15 protein-coding genes are annotated in these 15,897 nt (G+C 66.6%); 7 read left to right on the top strand and 8 right to left on the bottom strand.

All coding sequences use genetic code 11. The features are described 5' to 3' along the window. Positions 1-114 precede the first annotated feature (114 nt). From QF036_RS13915 to menE, 6 genes are all read left to right on the top strand, one after another. Positions 115-1,089 carry an SDR family NAD(P)-dependent oxidoreductase gene (locus QF036_RS13915; protein ID WP_307102731.1) on the top strand — a complete coding sequence of 325 codons (975 nt, stop codon included), beginning with the start codon at positions 115-117 and terminating at the stop codon, positions 1,087-1,089. A 1-nt stretch (position 1,090) separates the two neighbouring features. Beyond that, on the top strand, positions 1,091-1,984 hold the full coding sequence (locus QF036_RS13910; RefSeq protein WP_307102729.1) for an amidohydrolase family protein: 894 nt from the start codon (positions 1,091-1,093) through the stop codon (positions 1,982-1,984). 1 nt (position 1,985) lies between these two features. Continuing rightward, on the top strand, positions 1,986-3,230 hold the full coding sequence (locus QF036_RS13905) for an acyl-CoA dehydrogenase family protein (protein WP_307102727.1): 1,245 nt from the start codon (positions 1,986-1,988) through the stop codon (positions 3,228-3,230). Between the two features lie 102 nt (positions 3,231-3,332). After that, positions 3,333-3,788 (top strand): MaoC family dehydratase, encoded by a 456-nt coding sequence (locus QF036_RS13900; RefSeq protein ID WP_307102725.1) that lies wholly within the window; start codon positions 3,333-3,335, stop codon positions 3,786-3,788. A 66-nt stretch (positions 3,789-3,854) separates the two neighbouring features. Then, on the top strand, positions 3,855-5,204 hold the full coding sequence (locus tag QF036_RS13895; RefSeq protein ID WP_307102723.1) for an MFS transporter: 1,350 nt from the start codon (positions 3,855-3,857) through the stop codon (positions 5,202-5,204). A gap of 42 nt (positions 5,205-5,246) precedes the next feature. Then, complete coding sequence (menE, locus tag QF036_RS13890) at positions 5,247-6,815, top strand: o-succinylbenzoate--CoA ligase (RefSeq protein WP_307102721.1); 1,569 nt, start codon at positions 5,247-5,249, stop codon at positions 6,813-6,815. A gap of 40 nt (positions 6,816-6,855) precedes the next feature. Here menE and QF036_RS13885 read toward each other — a convergent pair whose 3' ends face one another. After that, on the bottom strand, positions 6,856-8,103 hold the full coding sequence (locus QF036_RS13885) for a thiolase family protein (RefSeq protein WP_307102720.1): 1,248 nt from the start codon (positions 8,101-8,103) through the stop codon (positions 6,856-6,858). Beyond that, complete coding sequence (locus tag QF036_RS13880) at positions 8,096-9,502, bottom strand: class I adenylate-forming enzyme family protein (protein WP_307102718.1); 1,407 nt, start codon at positions 9,500-9,502, stop codon at positions 8,096-8,098. The genes QF036_RS13885 and QF036_RS13880 overlap by 8 nt, the downstream gene beginning before the upstream one ends. Before the next feature lie 60 nt (positions 9,503-9,562). On the opposite strand from QF036_RS13880, the gene ypfJ reads away from it, so the two are divergent. Next, a complete protein-coding gene (gene ypfJ, locus QF036_RS13875; RefSeq protein WP_307102716.1) occupies positions 9,563-10,459 on the top strand; it encodes a KPN_02809 family neutral zinc metallopeptidase in 897 nt (298 codons plus the stop codon). A 178-nt stretch (positions 10,460-10,637) separates the two neighbouring features. Here ypfJ and QF036_RS13870 read toward each other — a convergent pair whose 3' ends face one another. From QF036_RS13870 to QF036_RS13845, 6 genes are all read right to left on the bottom strand, one after another. After that, positions 10,638-10,970 carry a metal-sulfur cluster assembly factor gene (locus QF036_RS13870; protein ID WP_003798940.1) on the bottom strand — a complete coding sequence of 111 codons (333 nt, stop codon included), beginning with the start codon at positions 10,968-10,970 and terminating at the stop codon, positions 10,638-10,640. A 12-nt stretch (positions 10,971-10,982) separates the two neighbouring features. Continuing rightward, positions 10,983-11,774: a Fe-S cluster assembly ATPase SufC gene (gene sufC / locus QF036_RS13865; protein WP_307102714.1), complete on the bottom strand. Its 792-nt coding sequence runs from the start codon at positions 11,772-11,774 to the stop codon at positions 10,983-10,985. A gap of 86 nt (positions 11,775-11,860) precedes the next feature. Next, positions 11,861-12,220 carry a non-heme iron oxygenase ferredoxin subunit gene (locus QF036_RS13860; RefSeq protein ID WP_306923540.1) on the bottom strand — a complete coding sequence of 120 codons (360 nt, stop codon included), beginning with the start codon at positions 12,218-12,220 and terminating at the stop codon, positions 11,861-11,863. 27 nt (positions 12,221-12,247) lie between these two features. Beyond that, positions 12,248-13,489, bottom strand: coding sequence for a Fe-S cluster assembly protein SufD (sufD, locus tag QF036_RS13855; RefSeq protein WP_307102711.1), 1,242 nt, complete (start codon positions 13,487-13,489; stop codon positions 12,248-12,250). Then, the gene (gene sufB / locus QF036_RS13850) at positions 13,489-14,952 is read right to left on the bottom strand and encodes a Fe-S cluster assembly protein SufB (RefSeq protein ID WP_306923537.1); all 1,464 of its coding nucleotides are present in this window, start codon (positions 14,950-14,952) and stop codon (positions 13,489-13,491) included. Before sufB ends, sufD begins: the two co-directional genes overlap by 1 nt. Beyond that, complete coding sequence (locus QF036_RS13845) at positions 14,952-15,806, bottom strand: helix-turn-helix transcriptional regulator (RefSeq protein ID WP_307102709.1); 855 nt, start codon at positions 15,804-15,806, stop codon at positions 14,952-14,954. Before QF036_RS13845 ends, sufB begins: the two co-directional genes overlap by 1 nt. Positions 15,807-15,897 lie beyond the last annotated feature (91 nt).

Here is a 15,897-nt window from a genome sequence, read left to right as displayed (position 1 = left end):
CAATAATGAACGAAATTAATCATTGACATTTTCAACTATCCAGATTTTCATTGATACAGAACAGCATCCCATGCCGGAGGCAAGGATGCACGATCGGCTAGCAAAGGAGCAGCAATGAGCCTGTCAGGCAAAGTAGCAATCGTCACAGGGAGCGGCCGGGGGCTGGGCCTGGCCTATGCCCGGGAACTCGCCCGCCAAGGCGCCGCCGTCGTCATCAACGACGTTGACGCCGACGTCGCGGCGGAAGCCGTCCGGACCATCGAGGCCGACGGCGGTAAGGCGGCCGCCGTCGTCGCTCCCGTCGGCAGCTCGGAGGTTGCCAAGCAACTGGTCCAGGCCGCGGTCAACGCCTTTGGCCGCCTCGACATCCTGGTCACCAACGCGGGCATCCTCCGCGACAAGAGCCTGCTGAAGATGACCGACGAGGACTTCGACGCCGTCATCAACGTCCACCTCCGCGGCACCTTCACCTGTGTCCGCGAGGCCTTCGCCTACTTCAAGGAAAATGGCGTTTCCGGCCGCATCATCACCATCGGCTCCCCTACCGGCCAGCGCGGCACCTTCGGCCAGACCAACTACGCGGCTGCCAAGGCCGGCATCGTCGGCATGGTGCGGACATGGGCCCTGGAAATGAAGAAGGCAGGCGTCACCGCCAACGCCGTCATCCCGGTGGCCGCCACCGCCATGACCAAGACAGTCCCCTACTTTCAGAAGGCTGTGGAGGCGGACGAGCGCGGGGAGACCATGCCGTCCTTCTTCCGCCACGACCTGGGCTTCGGAACGGCCGACGACGTGGCCGGCCTGATTGCCTTCCTTGCCTCCGACGAGGCCGCCGGCATCACCGGCCAGGCCATCGGCGCGGGCGGGGACCGCCTGCAGGTCTGGACGCACCCGACCGCGGCCACCACCGAATACCGCGACGGCGGCTGGAGCTACGAGGCGCTGCGCGGGAAGGCCGGAACCCTCTTCAACCAGGAAACCCTGCAGAGCGTTGGTGAGGAGTTCCTGCCGCTCCCGGCAGAGCTGCAGCCCGAGTCCCGGCCGGTCCAGCCCGAACCCGTCCAGCCCGAACCGGCGCAGGTCCGCTGACATGGCCACCACCCGCTATGAACCGGGCATCGATGCTGCAAAGCTCGACGCGATCGACATGCACGTTCACCTCGAAGTGGACAGCTGCGGCCACGGCTCCCTGCCTGAAGCCCTGACCGAGGCCTCGGCGAAGTACTTCAAGGCCGAGGACCGCACCCCGTCCCTGGACCGCATCGCCGAGGTCTACCGCGAACTGAACATGGCCGCCGTCGTCTTCACCGTGGACGCGCGGACCCAGCTCAAGCACGAGCCCAACAGCATTCCCGAACTGATCGCCGGCGCCGCCCGGAACAACGACGTCCTCATCCCCTTTGGCAGCGTCGACCCCCGCACCGGCGAGGACGCGATCGCCGGCGCCAAGCACCAGGGCGTTGAACTGGGCGCCCGGGGCTTCAAGTTCCACCCCAGCCTGCAGGGCTTCGACCCCTCCAACGAGCGCTTCTACCCGCTTTGGGAAACGCTCCAGGAACTTGGCCTGCCCGCCATTTTCCACACCGGGCAGAACGGCATGGGCGCCGGGCTGCCCGGCGGATACGGCATCAAGCTTGCCTACTCCAACCCGCTGCTGCTGGACGCCGTTGCCGCAGATTTCCCGGGGCTGCAGATCATCATGGCCCACCCCTCGGTGCCCTGGCAGGACGAGGCCAACTCCATCGCCACGCACAAGGCGAATGTGTTCATCGACCTCTCCGGCTGGTCGCCCAAATACTTCCCGGAGTCGCTGGTGAAGGCGTCCAACTCGTTCCTGCAGGACAAGGTCCTCTTCGGCACTGATTTCCCGCTCATCACGCCGCAGAAGTGGCTGGGTGCCTTCGCGGACCTGCCCCTGAAGGACGAGGTGCGGCCGAAGATCCTCAAGCACAACGCCGTCCGGCTTCTCGGTTTGGGGGCCTGAGATGACGACGACGGCGGCAGCCGCCTTAGGTGCCCAAACGCAAGAGGACATCGGGCAGGACGGCGGGACGGCAGCGCAGGACCGGCTCTACGCGGTGGCTGACTGGTACGACGCCGAAGCGCTCCTCACAGTCGAGGAGCGCCAGGTCCTCGCACGGCTCCGGGACTTCCTGGACCGCCAGGCCAAGCCCCTGCTGGCCGACTACTGGGAGCGCGGCGAATTCCCGGAGCAGCTGGCGCAGCCGCTCATCGACCTCAATCTCATGGAGCCATTCCAGGCGCCCGCCCGCGGCATCTACCAGGGCTTCCGGATCTTCGAGCTCGCCCGCACTGACGCGTCGCTGGCCACCTGGTACACCGCCCAGGCGGGCCTGTTCCGCACCGCCATCCGGGTGGGCGCCTCGACGGAGCAGCAGGCCGAGTGGATGCCGAAGGTCATCGACTTCTCGTTCAAAGGCGTCTTCTCCCTGACCGAGCCCGAGCACGGCTCGGACATCGCCGGCGGCCTGTCCACCACGGCCCGCCGGGAAAGCGACGGCAGCTGGATTCTGGACGGTGCCAAGCGCTGGATCGGCGGTGCCTCTACCGCGGACGTCCTTGCCGTGTTCGCCCGCGACACCGCCGACGGACAGGTCAAAGCCTTCGTCGTGGACAGGACCGCGGACGGCGTCTCCCTGGAAAAGATCCACGGGAAGACCTCGCTGCGGATGATGCAGAATGCCCACATCACGCTCGACGGCGTGCGCGTGCCCGAAGCCATGCGGCTGCACAACGTGAACTCGTTCCGCGATGTCGCAGCGATGCTCCGGGCGATGCGCTCGGACGTCGCCTGGATCGCCACCGGCATCCAGGCCGGGGCATTCGAAGCGGCCCTCCGGTACGTCACCGGGCGCAGCCAGTTCGGCCGCCCGCTCGGCTCCTTCCAGCTGGTCCAGGAAAAGCTCGCCCGGATGCTCGGCAACATCACGGCCAGCCTGTCCCTCGTGGTCCGGCTGACCGAACAGCAGGCCAAGGGCATCTATCGGGACCAGGACTCCGCCCTGGCCAAGATGCAGACCAGCCTGTTCATGCGCGACACCGTCGCACTGGCCCGCGAAGTGGTGGGCGGCAACGGCATCACGCTCGCCGCCGACGTCGCCCGTTTCCACGCCGACGCCGAAGCCGTCTATTCCTACGAAGGCACCCACGACATCAACGCCCTCATCATCGGCCGCGCCCTCACCGGCGAAAGTGCCTTCACCCGCTAACTGAAGCACCACCAACCCAAACCCGACGGCGGCAGCACCGCACCGCCGTCGGACTTCCGCAACCCCAAAGCAACCGAAAACCATCACCCAAGGAGGCATCACATGCCCAACCTCGTCGTCGACTTCGACAAACTGCTCACCCTCGCCGGCACCGACCTCGGCGTCACGGAATACCGCGAAATCACCCAGGAACAGATCAACAAATTCGCCGACGCCACGGGCGACGACCAGTGGATCCACGTGGACCCCGTGCGCGCCAAGGACGGCCCGTTCGGCGCCCCGATCGCGCACGGCTTCCTCACGCTCTCGCTCATCATCCCGTTCTGGGGCGAGCTGTTCGACGTCGACGGCGTCACCACCAAGGTCAACTACGGCCTGGACAAGGTCCGGTTCACGTCCCCGGTGAAGGTGGGTTCCCGGATCCGCATGCGGGCCACCATCGCCGAGGTTACCGAGGTCAAGGGCGGCGCCCAGATCAAGGTGTCCAACACCATCGAGATTGAAGGCCAGGAGCGCCCCGCCGTCGTGGCCGAATTCCTCGCCCGCTTCTACAAGTAAGCCGTTCCTACAAGTAGCCCGCTTCTGTAAACCTCCCCCCACCCGCACGTGCAGTAAGGAACAACGATGTCCCAAACTTCGCAGCTTCAGACCATGGATGTGACGGCCCGGCGCAGGGAAGCCCGCACCGTCATCGCCTCCAGCTATCTGGGCAGCACCATCGAGTACTACGACTTCCTGCTCTACGCCACCGCCGCCGCGGTGGTCTTCCCTAAAGTCTTCTTCTCCGGGCTCGACGACTGGGTGGGCGTTGTGGCCGCCTACGGGACCTTCGCCGCCGGCTATGTGGCCCGGCCCCTCGGCGGCATCATCTTCGGACACTTCGGTGACAGGGTGGGCCGCAAGGGGATGCTGATCGTTTCCATGGCGGTCATGGGCGTGGCCTCCACCCTGATCGGCGTCATTCCCGACGCTTCGGTGGCCGGCCCGTGGGGCGCCGTCCTGCTGGTGATCCTCCGCGTGTTCCAGGGCATCGCCGTGGGCGGCGAATGGGGCGGAGCGGCGTTGATGGCACTGGAGCATTCCGAGTCCGGACGGCGCGGCTTCGCGGCCTCCTTCGTCAACGCGGGCGCACCCTCGGGAGCCGTCCTGGGCACCCTCATCATGGGCGCCTTCGCCGCCCTGCCCAACGAGCAGTTTCTCTCTTGGGGCTGGCGGGTGCCGTTCCTGCTCTCGTTCGTCCTGTTGATCGTCGGGATGTTCGTCCGGCTCAAGGTCTCCGAGAGCCCCATCTTCAGGGCGGCCATCGAGCAGGAAGCGCTGGCAAAGAGCAAGGACTCCACCGGCACCGCGGCCGCGCGCTTTCCCCTGCTGCAGGTCCTGCGCCGCCCCCGGACGCTGGTCTTCACCATGCTCGCCGGAGCCGCCGGCTTTGCCCTGCAGGTGGTGATGGCAACCTTCTCGGTGACCTTCGCCGTCTCCAAGGGCGCCGAACGGCAGGGCGTGCTGTACGCCTTCGCCGCCGCCTCGCTCATCTCCATTGCGTTCGTGGTCCTGGGCGGCAGGCTCTCGGACCGGCTGGGCCGCCGGCCGGTGATGATCGGCGGGCTGGTCCTCTTCATCCTCTACCTCGTGCCGATGTTCCAGCTGCTGTCCTCGAACAACATCTTCCTGATCTTCGTGGCCTTCACTATCGGGCTGATGATCCACTCCACCCTGTTTGGACCCATGGCGGCGTTCGTCTCCGAACAGTTCGCCACCACCTCCCGCTACACCGGCGCGTCCCTCGGCTACCAGCTTGCAACGCTTCTGGGTGCGGGCTTCACGCCCGGCATCGTGGCGCAGATTTTCAAGGACTCGGGCCAGAACACCGGCTCCGTGGCCCTGTACCTGGCCGGAATGTCCGTGGTGTCCATCATCTTCATCCTGCTTACCCGGGAACCCAAGAACAACGATTTGGAGTCCGCCCGGCTCTAAGCAGCCGCGCAAGGACTAGTTTGAGACAAGAAAGGATGCTCGATGGAAAATTTTGGCATCGGCTCGTGGCTGCAACGGCGCCGCCCGAAATCCGGGGACAAGACGGCGCTCATCGCCGGGGACCGGAAACTCAGCTATGAACAGTTCGCCGACCGCAGCTGCCGGCTCGCCAACGCCCTGCGGGACCGCGGCGTGGCCAGGGGCGACAGGGTGGCCTACCTCGGCGAGAACCACCCCGCCTTCCTGGAGACCCTCTTCGCGTGCGGCCAGCTGGGCGCGATCTTCGTTCCCCTGAACACCCGGCTCGCACCGCCGGAAATCAGGTTCCAGCTGGAGGACTGCTCCGCCGCCGCTTTGGTCTACGCCGGGGACTTGGGTACCCTGGCCCGGGCGGCTGCCGAGGGGACAGCGCTCAGACGGCTTATCGCCGTCGGGGATGGCACGGGGGTTGGCAACGGTCCCGTGCCCAACGCGCATGCAGCAGCCGAGGACTATGAAGCCGTCGTGGCATCGGGCAGCAGCGAGCCCATGGACGAGCCGGTCACCCTGGACGACGGCGCCATGATCCTTTACACGTCCGGAACCACCGGCAACCCCAAAGGCGCCCTGCTCACGCACGGAAACATCACCTGGAACTGCATCAACGTCATCACCGATTTCGACTTCGCCTCCACCGACGTTGCCTTGATGATCTCCCCGATGTTCCACGTGGCGTCGCTGGACATGGGTGTCCTGCCCACCCTGCTCAAGGGCGGAACCGTGATCCTCGAGCCCAGGTTCGATCCGCAGCGGACCCTGCAGCTCATCGAACGCCACCGGGTGACCACCATCAGCGGGGTGCCCACCACCTACCAGATGCTCTGCGAGCATCCGGAATGGCCGACGTCGGACATCACCTCCCTGAACAAGCTCACCTGCGGCGGGTCCGCCGTCCCCCTGCGGGTCCTGGAAGCCTACGAGGCCCGGGGACTGCGTTTCTCGAACGGCTACGGCATGACGGAAACCGCCCCGGGTGCCACCACCCTGCCCGCCTCCCGGTCCCGGGACAAGGCAGGCTCCTCCGGCCTGCCGCACTTCTTCACCGAAGTGCGGATCGCCGACCCCGCCGGCGGTCCGGTCCAGCAGGGCACCGTGGGCGAAATCCAGATCAAGGGCCCCAATGTCATCCGCGAATACTGGAACCGGCCGGACGCCACCGCCGGGTCCTACGCCGACGGCGGCTGGTTCAAGTCCGGAGACATGGGCTACCGGGACCAGGACGGGTTTGTCTTTGTTTCGGACCGGCTCAAGGACATGATCATTTCCGGCGGCGAGAACATCTACCCGGCCGAGGTGGAGCAGGCCATCGCCGAGATCGACGCCGTGGGGAGTGTCGCGGTGATCGGTGTTCCGGACGACAAATGGGGTGAAGTGCCGCGCGCCGTTGTGGTGGTCCGCGAGGGTGCCAGCCTGACCGAACAGCAGGTCCGGGCACACCTCGACGGCCGGCTCGCGCGCTACAAGATCCCCAAGACGGTGGTGTTCGTCGACGACATGCCGCGCACGGCCAGTGGGAAGATCCGCAAGAAGGACCTCCGGCAGCAACTGTTCCCGGACCCGGCGGCTCTGTAGCGCTACGGTCCCCGGTGGTTCTTGGCTGCTTCCGTCCCGTCTACAGCCGGATGTGGCGGAGCAGCGCCGCGGTGCCCATGCCGCCGGCGATGCTGATCATCGCCAGGGCGAGGCGTTCCCGGGCTGCCGCTATCTGGCCCGGTTCCTGGCGGGCCTGCGCCAGGAGCCGGGTGACCAGTACCGCCCCGGACGCGCCGTAGGCATGCCCCAGAGCCAGCGCACCGCCGTCGGCGTTGGCCCGGAGGGCGTCAATCCCCAGGTGGTCCAGGCAAGCGAGGGTCTGCGAGGCGAAGGCCTCGTTGAACTCCACGAGGTCCACGTCCGCGGCGTCCACTGCCTGCGATGCCAGCAGCCTTGAGGCGGCCGCTGCGGCACCTACGCCCAGCAGCTGCGGCTCCACTCCCGCCGTCTCCGTGCCCAGCACGGCCAGCCCGTCGGCAGCGCCCAGTTCCCGGGCCCTGGCCAGGGAGGTGATGACGACGGCGGCGGCGCCGTCCGCGTCGAAACACGAGTTTCCGGCGGTGACGGTCCCGGACTCCACGAACGCTGCGGGGAACCGGGCCATGAGGGCTTCGCTGAGTTTGGGGCGCGGACCGTCGTCGGTGGTCACTGCGCCCAAAGCGGCTGGCCCTGATCCAGCAGCAGCCGGCAGCGCCACGGTCTCACCGGCAAACGTGCCCTTGGCCTGCGCGGCCACTGCCCTGCGGTGGCTGCGCAGCGCAAACTCGTCCTGCCGGGCGCGGCTGATGCCATACTCCCGTGCCACATTCTCGGCCGCGACGCCCATGTCCGGGTCGCCGTGGCTGTGCGGCGCAAACTGGGCGCGGCTGAAGAAGGCGGGCTCGCCGTCGTCGTCCCGGTGCGCGCGAAGGGGCGCTGTGCTGATGCTTTCGACGCCGCCGGCAAGGTAGGTGCCGCCACCGGCGGCGACAAGCTGCGAGGCGAGGACGATGGCGTCCAGGCCGGAGCCGCATTGCCGGTCGACGGTAAGGCCGGGAACGGTGACGGGCAGGCCGGCTTCAAGGGCCGCGAGCCGCGCGACGTTGCCGCCGGCACCCACCGCGTTGCCGATGACGACGTCTGCGACCTCACCCGCGTCCACTCCCGTTTCGGCAAGCAGTGCGGTGAGGACCGGGGCCAGCAGCTCGTGGGAGCGCAGGTGCTTTAGCGCGCCATTCGCCCGGCAGACGGGTGTGCGCAGCGCGGCGATGATCACCGGCTGCCGGTCGTCCGGGAGCTGGAAGCCCCGGCATCCGGGCCCCGGGCTGGGCTCGGTGCTCTTAGACAAGGTGCCGGACCCGGCTGTCGCGGGCTGCGATCCAGTCGAGCAGGAGCCGGCGGCTGACCTTTCCACGGTCCGTCACTGGAAGCTCGTCGAGGGCGTAGTACTGCAGCGGCCGCTTGTCCTTGGCCAGGACGTCCTCCAGGCCGGTCTTGAGCTGCGTCGCCGTAACCCCGCCATGGGACGGGACAATGCCGGCCACCACGCGCTGGCCGCGGAGGTCATCGTCCATGCCGGCGGCAATCGCCGACGCGACTCCCGGCACCGAGGACAGCGCCAGCTCCACCTCGTGCGGGTAAACGTTCTTGCCTGCGGTGATGATCATGTCAGCCCGCCGACCGAGGATGTGCAGCACCCCGCCGGACAGGTAGCCCTGGTCCCCCACGGTGAACCAGCCGTCGAAGCAGCGCAGCGCCTGGCCGTCGTCGCCCCAGAGGTAGCCGTTGCTGACCATGCCGCTTTGGACACTGATGTTGCCTGCCGCCCCGTCGGGCAGCTCGGCCCCGGAGTCGTCAAGGATGCGCACCTCGACGCCCGGAAACGGCCGGCCGATCGCGGTGCTTCCGGCGGCGAACGGTTCCCCCGCGGCAAGCCCCGCGCCGGAGACGAAACTCAGCTCCGACGCGCCGTAGTACTCGAAGATGGTGGCGTGCGGGGCCCACCGGCGGGCCGCCTCGAGCGTGCGCGCATCCAGCTTCGAGCCGGCACAGATGATGGTCCGGACGCCTGACGCGTCCACGCAGCCCAGCAGGCCGCGTTCGCTGAGCAGCCGCAGCATGGTGGGTACCAGCACCAGCCGGGTGATCCCGTCGTGGGTGATGGCGGCGTGGACATCGCCGACGTCGAAGGACTCGAGCGTGTGGAACTCAGAGCCGGCGTAGAGGCACTCGGCCAGGGCATAGAGGTTGAGGCTGGCAGCCAGCGGACCCGGCGCCAGGGTTTTGTCCTGCTGGCTGAGCCCGAAAAACTCCATGGAGGCTTCGAAGGACTGCTGCCAGGAGCGCCGGGAGCGGGTGAACGCCTTGGGCACGGAGGTGGTGCCGGAGGTCAGGCCGATGAGGAATGAGGCCGCTGGATCCCCGTCCGCCAATTCAATGCCGGCGTTCCCAGGCACGGGATTAACCCCGCTGCCGAGCCGCTGAACGATCTCGTCCCGCAGCGATTCTGGCCACGTGGGGTCCAGGACCGCGCACTGGCGGTCACCGGCTACGGCAGCGGCGAAATCAACCGCGAACCGGGTGGAATTGGGCTGGGCGAGGACTGTGACCGGAGCCGTGCTGCGGGCTGCAGCGGCCTGCGCACCGTCGCGCAGTTCGGCCCAGCTGAGCCGTTTTCCGGCCACGACGACGGCGGTGTCGTCGGGGCGTTCGTCGGCCCAGCGCTGAAGGTTGTTGAGAAAAGGCATCGGACCAACTTTACCGGCCTGAACCGGCCACGGCCCTGTGGCAAAGACTATTGTGACAACATGAGTTTCAATGACGGGGTCGAGCTGGACCCATCACAGGTGGAAGACCGGCGCGGCGGTGGAGTTGGCCGCGGAACAAAGATCGGCGGAGGCATCGGCGGCGGTGTCGTCCTGCTCCTTGCGGCCCTGTTCGGTATCAACCCGCAGCTGCTGGGCGGACTCCTGGGCACCGGCGAGGAACAGCCCGCCCAGAGCACGGGAACGGCCCTCACTCAGTGCAAGCTGGGTTCCGACGCCGACAAGGACCTCGACTGCCGGATTGCCGGGACGGTGAACAGCCTCAACGTGTTCTGGCCGGCCTATCTCGCCGACTACAACGTGAAGTACCCGCGGCCGAAGACTGTGCTGTTCGAGGGCGCCACCCGCACCGGCTGCGGCACGGCCACGTCCGAGGTGGGCCCGTTCTACTGCCCGCCGGACACCACGGCCTACTTCGATCCCGGGTTCTTCCAAGACCTCGTGACCCGCTTCGGCTCCTCGGGCGGCCCGCTGGCCCAGGAATACGTGGTGGCACATGAGTTCGGCCACCACATCCAGAACATCCTCGGAGATCTGGACAAGGCGCAGCAGGATCCGCAGGGCGCGGATTCCGGCGCTGTCAGGGTGGAGCTCCAGGCCGACTGCTACGCCGGGCTCTGGACGCGGTACGCCACCACGCAGAAGGACCCGAAGACCGGCAAGCCGTTCCTTGAGCCGCTCACGCAGAAGGACCTGAACGACGCGCTGTCGGCTGCCTCCGCCGTCGGCGATGACCGGATCCAGAAGGCCGCCACGGGCCGCGTCAATCCCGAGGGCTGGACGCACGGGTCCAGCGCGCAGCGGCAGAAGTGGTTCTACCAGGGCTACAAAACCGGCGACATCAACCAGTGTGACACGTTCAGCGCCGCGACACTTTAACCCCCACCGACTGCTCCGTAAGTGCCCTTTTGAACGGTCAGAAGGGCGTTTATGGAGCAATCGATGAGGTGGGCCCACGCCGGCGGGGTTCCCTGGCCGAGCTTGCGAGGTTAGGGGCCGGTGGGGAACGACGGCGGCCGGCCACCTTCGCTGGGAAGGTGACCGGCCGCCGTGATTTTCAGATGTTGAAGCCGAGGGCCCGCATCTGGTCCTTGCCGTCGTCGGTGATCCGCTCCGGACCCCATGGCGGCATCCACACCCAGTTCAGGCGCCACTCGTCCACGACGCCGTCAAGCGCCTTGCCGACCTGCTCCTCGAGCACGTCGGTCAGCGGACAGGCGGCCGTGGTGAGGGTCATGTCGATCAGCAGTGCGCCGTCGTCCTCCGAGTACTTCAGGCCGTACAGCAGCCCCAAGTCCACGATGTTAACCCCGAGCTCGGGGTCGATGACATCCTTGAGTGCCTCTTCGACATCCTCCAGCCCGGTCCGGGCTGCGTCGATTTCTGTCATGGCGTGTCCTTACTAGGCCTGGGCTGCGGCGGCAGCGATCGAGGCTGCGCCCGCGCCCTTGGCGTAGCGGTCGTAGCCTTCTTCTTCGAGACGGTCGGCGAGCTCCGGGCCGCCTTCTTCAACAATCTGGCCGTCAACGAAGACGTGGACGAACTCGGGCTTGATGTAGCGCAGGATGCGCGTGTAGTGCGTGATGAGCATGGTGCCCATGTTGCCTTCGGCGTGGGCGCGGTTGACGCCTTCCGAGACGATCTTCAGGGCGTCGACATCCAGGCCGGAGTCGGTCTCGTCAAGCACGGCGAACTTGGGCTTGAAGAGCTCGAGCTGGAGGATCTCCACGCGCTTCTTTTCGCCGCCCGAGAAGCCCTCGTTGACGTTGCGCTGCGCGAAGTCCGCATCGATGCGCAGCTGCTGCATGGCGGCCTTGACGTCTTTGGTCCACGTACGCAGCGCCGGCGCCTGGCCGTCGATGGCGGTCTTGGCAGTCCGCAGGAAGTTAGTCATGGTGACGCCGGGAACCTCCACCGGGTACTGCATGGCAAGGAAGAGGCCGGCGCGTGCACGCTCGTCAACGCTCATGGCGAGGACGTCTTCGCCGTCCAGCGTGATGGTGCCGCCGGTGACGTTGTAGCGCGGGTGGCCGGCGATGGTCGACGCCAGCGTGGACTTGCCCGAACCGTTGGGGCCCATGATGGCGTGGGTCTCACCGGTGCGGATGGTCAGGCTGACGCCCTTCAGGATCTCCTTGGTGCCCTGCTCGGTGTCGATGCTGACGTGCAGGTCCTTGATCTCAAGAGTAGACATGTGTCTTGTTCTCCTCTGCACCGCGCCGTTGGGGCGGCGGTGCGGTCTTTTGGTCTGGAAGTTGTTTAGTTCTGGTACAGGCCGGGCTAGCTGAAGTTCGGGGTTTCGGCGCCGTTGAGGACGTTGGTGAAGTCCACGTAGACCTCGTCCCCGACGATCTCCACCGCGAACACGGGCACGGGGTCGTAGGCCGGCAGCTGGAGAGGTTCGCCGGTGCGCAGGTCGAACTGCGACCCGTGGCCCCAGCATTCGATGGCACAGCCCTCGACCTCTCCCTCCGAGAGGGAGATGTCCGCGTGCGAGCAGGTGTCGCCGATAGCGTGGATCTCTCCCATGGAGTCCTTGACGATCGCGACGGGGAAGTCATCGATCAGGATCCGCAGGGCCTGCTTGGGCTGGATCTCGTTCACGTTGCAGACGAGCTCGCCCTTTGGCTGTTCAGTCATCCGTTGTCCTGTACTTTCCGGGGCTGCTTAATTCTCGGTCGCGGCGAGTTCACGCTCAACAGCCTCGGTCAGGCGCTCTTCGAGGGCCGGGACCTTGATCTGCTGGATGATCTCGTTGAGGAAGCCGCGCACGACAAGCCGCCGCGCAACCTCTTCCGGAATGCCGCGTGCCATGAGGTAGAACAGGTGTTCGTCGTCAAAACGCCCGGTGGAGCTCGCGTGTCCGGCGCCCTCGATGAGACCAGTCTCGATCTCGAGGTTCGGAACAGAGTCGGCCCGGCAGCCGTCCGTCAGCACGAGGTTCTGGTTTTTCTCGTAGGAGTCGGTGCCCAGGGCCTGCTTCTGGATCAGGACGTCGCCGACCCATACGGTGTGCGCGTTCTTGCCTTGCAGGGCGCCCTTGTACAGCACGTTGGACTTGCAGTTGGCCACGTTGTGGTCAACGAAGGACCGGTGCTCCAGGTGCTGCCCGGCGTCGGCGAAGTACAGGCCCAGCAGCTCGGCCTCGGCGCCTTCACCCGCAAAGCGGACGTTTGAGTTCAGGCGCACGATGGATCCGCCGAGGGACACGGCGATGTGCTTGTACACAGCGTCCTTGCCCACCTGCGCGTCGTGCTGTGCGAGGTGCTTGGCGTCGTCTTCCCAAAGCTGCACCGAGATCACGGTGAGCTTTGCGCCCTCGCCAACGATGACTTCCAGGTTGCCGTTGTGGTCGGCGGCACCGGTGTGCTCCAGGATCACCACGCTGCGAGAGTTGGCCCCGGCTTCCAGCACGTAGTGTGCGTTGGAGCGGCGGCCGGCGCCCGCGCCGTGGACCAGGATCCGCACCGGCTCAGCCGGTTCGGCTTCCGCCGGGATGACCACGTGCAGGGCCTCGTCGGTGTTTGCTGAGCCGACGACGGCGGCCCGGTCGGCCGGGGTCAGCACGGTTCCGCGCGGGGCGGCTCCCTGTGCCAGGCTGCCGCGGACATAGCCTTCGGGGGCTTCCACGGTGAACGCGGCCGCTTCGCCGTCCGACGCTGCGTCGGAGAGTAGGTTGGCCAGCCCGCGGACCGGGCTGAAGCGCCACTCTTCCTCGCGGCCGGTGGGCAGCGCGAAGTCAGCGACGTCGAAGCTCGTGAGGCGCTCGGCGCGGGAGGACATCACGGTGAGGCCGTGGTTGTGGCTGTGGTCCACCTTGGCGGAAACCAGGCCCTCGCCTTCCTCGGTGAAGCCTGCGATGGAAGGCGCTCCGATGCGGGCCTTTTCAGTAGTAATTTCGGCAGTCATTAACCGACGGATCCTTCCATCTGGAGTTCAATGAGGCGGTTCAGCTCGAGGGCGTATTCCATCGGCAGCTCGCGGGCGATCGGCTCGATGAAGCCGCGCACGATCATGGCCATGGCTTCGTCTTCGCGCATGCCGCGGGACATGAGGTAGAAGAGCTGTTCCTCGGAAACGCGCGAGACAGTAGCCTCGTGACCCAGCTGGACGTCATCCTCGCGGATGTCGATGTAAGGGTAGGTGTCCGAGCGGCTGATGGTGTCCACCAGCAGGGCGTCGCATCGCACCGTGTTGGCCGAGTGCTTGGCGCCTTCGCGGATCTGGACGAGGCCGCGGTACGCCGCGCGTCCGCCGCCGCGGGCCACGGACTTGGAGATGATGGAGCTCTTGGTGTTCGGCGCGATGTGGACCATCTTGGAGCCGGTGTCCTGGTGCTGGCCTTCGCCGGCGAACGCGATGGACAGGGTCTCGCCCTTGGCGTGCTCGCCCGTGAGGTAGACGGCCGGGTACTTCATGGTGACCTTGGAACCGATGTTGCCATCGATCCACTCCATGGTGGCGCCTTCTTCGCAGATCGCGCGCTTGGTCACCAGGTTGTACACGTTGTTGGACCAGTTCTGGATGGTGGTGTAACGGACGCGGGCGCCCTTCTTGACCACGATTTCCACGACGGCGGAGTGCAGCGAGTCCGAGGTGTAGATCGGGGCGGTGCAGCCCTCGATGTAGTGGACGTAGGAGTCCTCGTCCGCGATGATCAGCGTGCGCTCGAACTGGCCCATGTTTTCCGTGTTGATGCGGAAGTAGGCCTGCAGCGGGATGTCGACGTGCACGCCCTTGGGCACGTACACGAAGGAACCGCCGGACCATACGGCCGTGTTCAGCGAGGCGAACTTGTTGTCGCCCACCGGAATGATGGTGCCGAAGTATTCCTGGAAGATCTCCGGGTGCTCGCGCAGCGCGGTGTCCGTGTCCAGGAAGATGACGCCCTGGGCCTCAAGGTCCTCGCGGATCTGGTGGTAGACCACTTCGGACTCGTACTGGGCTGCCACGCCGGATACCAGGCGGCTGCGCTCCGCTTCCGGGATGCCGAGCTTCTCGTACGTGTTCCGGATGTCCTCGGGAAGGTCTTCCCAGGTGGCGGCCTGCTTCTCCGTGGAGCGCACGAAGTACTTGATGTTGTCGAAGTCGATGCCGGAGAGGTCCGCACCCCAGGTGGGCATGGGCTTGCGGTCGAAGTACTTCAGACCCTTAAGGCGAAGGTCGAGCATCCATTCCGGCTCGCTCTTCTTGGCCGAGATGTCGCGGACGACGTCCTCGTTGAGGCCACGGCGTGCGTTGGCACCGACGTCGTTCTTGTCGGCCCAGCCGTACTCGTAGGTGCCGATTCCGTGGAGCTCGGGATTCTTTTCCAGAATCTCCGAAATCACAGCAGTCTCGGCAACCGTCTTCTCTGATAGTTGGTCCGTCATCACGGCCTTTCTTGCAGATGGTTGGATACTTCGTTCAGGTTGTCCGGTTGGCTGCCGGCGGCCTCCGCCACCGATATGGCCGGACGGCCTGTAGGTATGTGGGTGGTGCAGACGTGTCCGCCGCGTGCGAGCGTGGAAAGCCTGCGGACATCGACACCGACGAGGCGCGAAAACATTTCCGTTTCCGCGTCGCAGAAGACGGGAAACTGGGTGGCCAGCTGCTGGATGGGGCAGTGGCCCTGGCACAGCTGGACGCTGGACAGCGCGGCGGGCAGGGGGGCCTTGGCTTCGATCGAGGCAGTGGAGGCGACGAAGCCGTCCCGGGACAGGGCGGCGGACAGGGCCTGTGCGCGGGCGGTGATATCCGTTCCGGCCGCTTCCACCTCAGGGGCGTAGCGGCGTTCCATCTCCGCGAAACGCTCGACGGCGAACTGGCGGACGGCTTCATCCCCCGCCACCGCGCCGAGCTGCTTGAGCGCCAGGCTGGCAATGTTCAGATAGTCGTCGCCCAGTGAGGACTGGCCCTGGGAGCTGAGGACGTAGCGGCGGGCGGGGCGGCCGGCACCGGCTCCTGCGCGTGCAACGCGCTTGACCTCAATGACGCCCGCGCGGGACAGGTGGTCCAGGTGGCGGCGGACGGCGGCCGGGGTGAACCCGAGCAGGTCGCCCAGTTCCGCGGCGCTGACCGGCCCGTGCTCCAGGACGGCGCTGAGAACGCGGTCGCGCGTGCGCTCGTCAGTGTCGGCCGCGGCCGGCACTGATGCCAGGGCAGCACGTTGGCCACCGCGCAGCGCACCGGTTGGCGCGCTCTGCCCGGCCAAAGGCGCGGAAGTGGTATTGGTCATGGAATACACAACACAATCATGTCGTAATTTATTGCTGCCTTCCAGTAAGGCAAGGCTGACCTGCGGCAACCCGCGGGCCCGGTCCATCGTCTCACCGGTG

It is taken from the genome of Arthrobacter globiformis (assembly GCF_030817195.1).
GTDB classification, from domain to species: domain Bacteria; phylum Actinomycetota; class Actinomycetes; order Actinomycetales; family Micrococcaceae; genus Arthrobacter; species Arthrobacter globiformis_D.
This window is presented reverse-complemented; position numbering and strand designations above follow the sequence as displayed.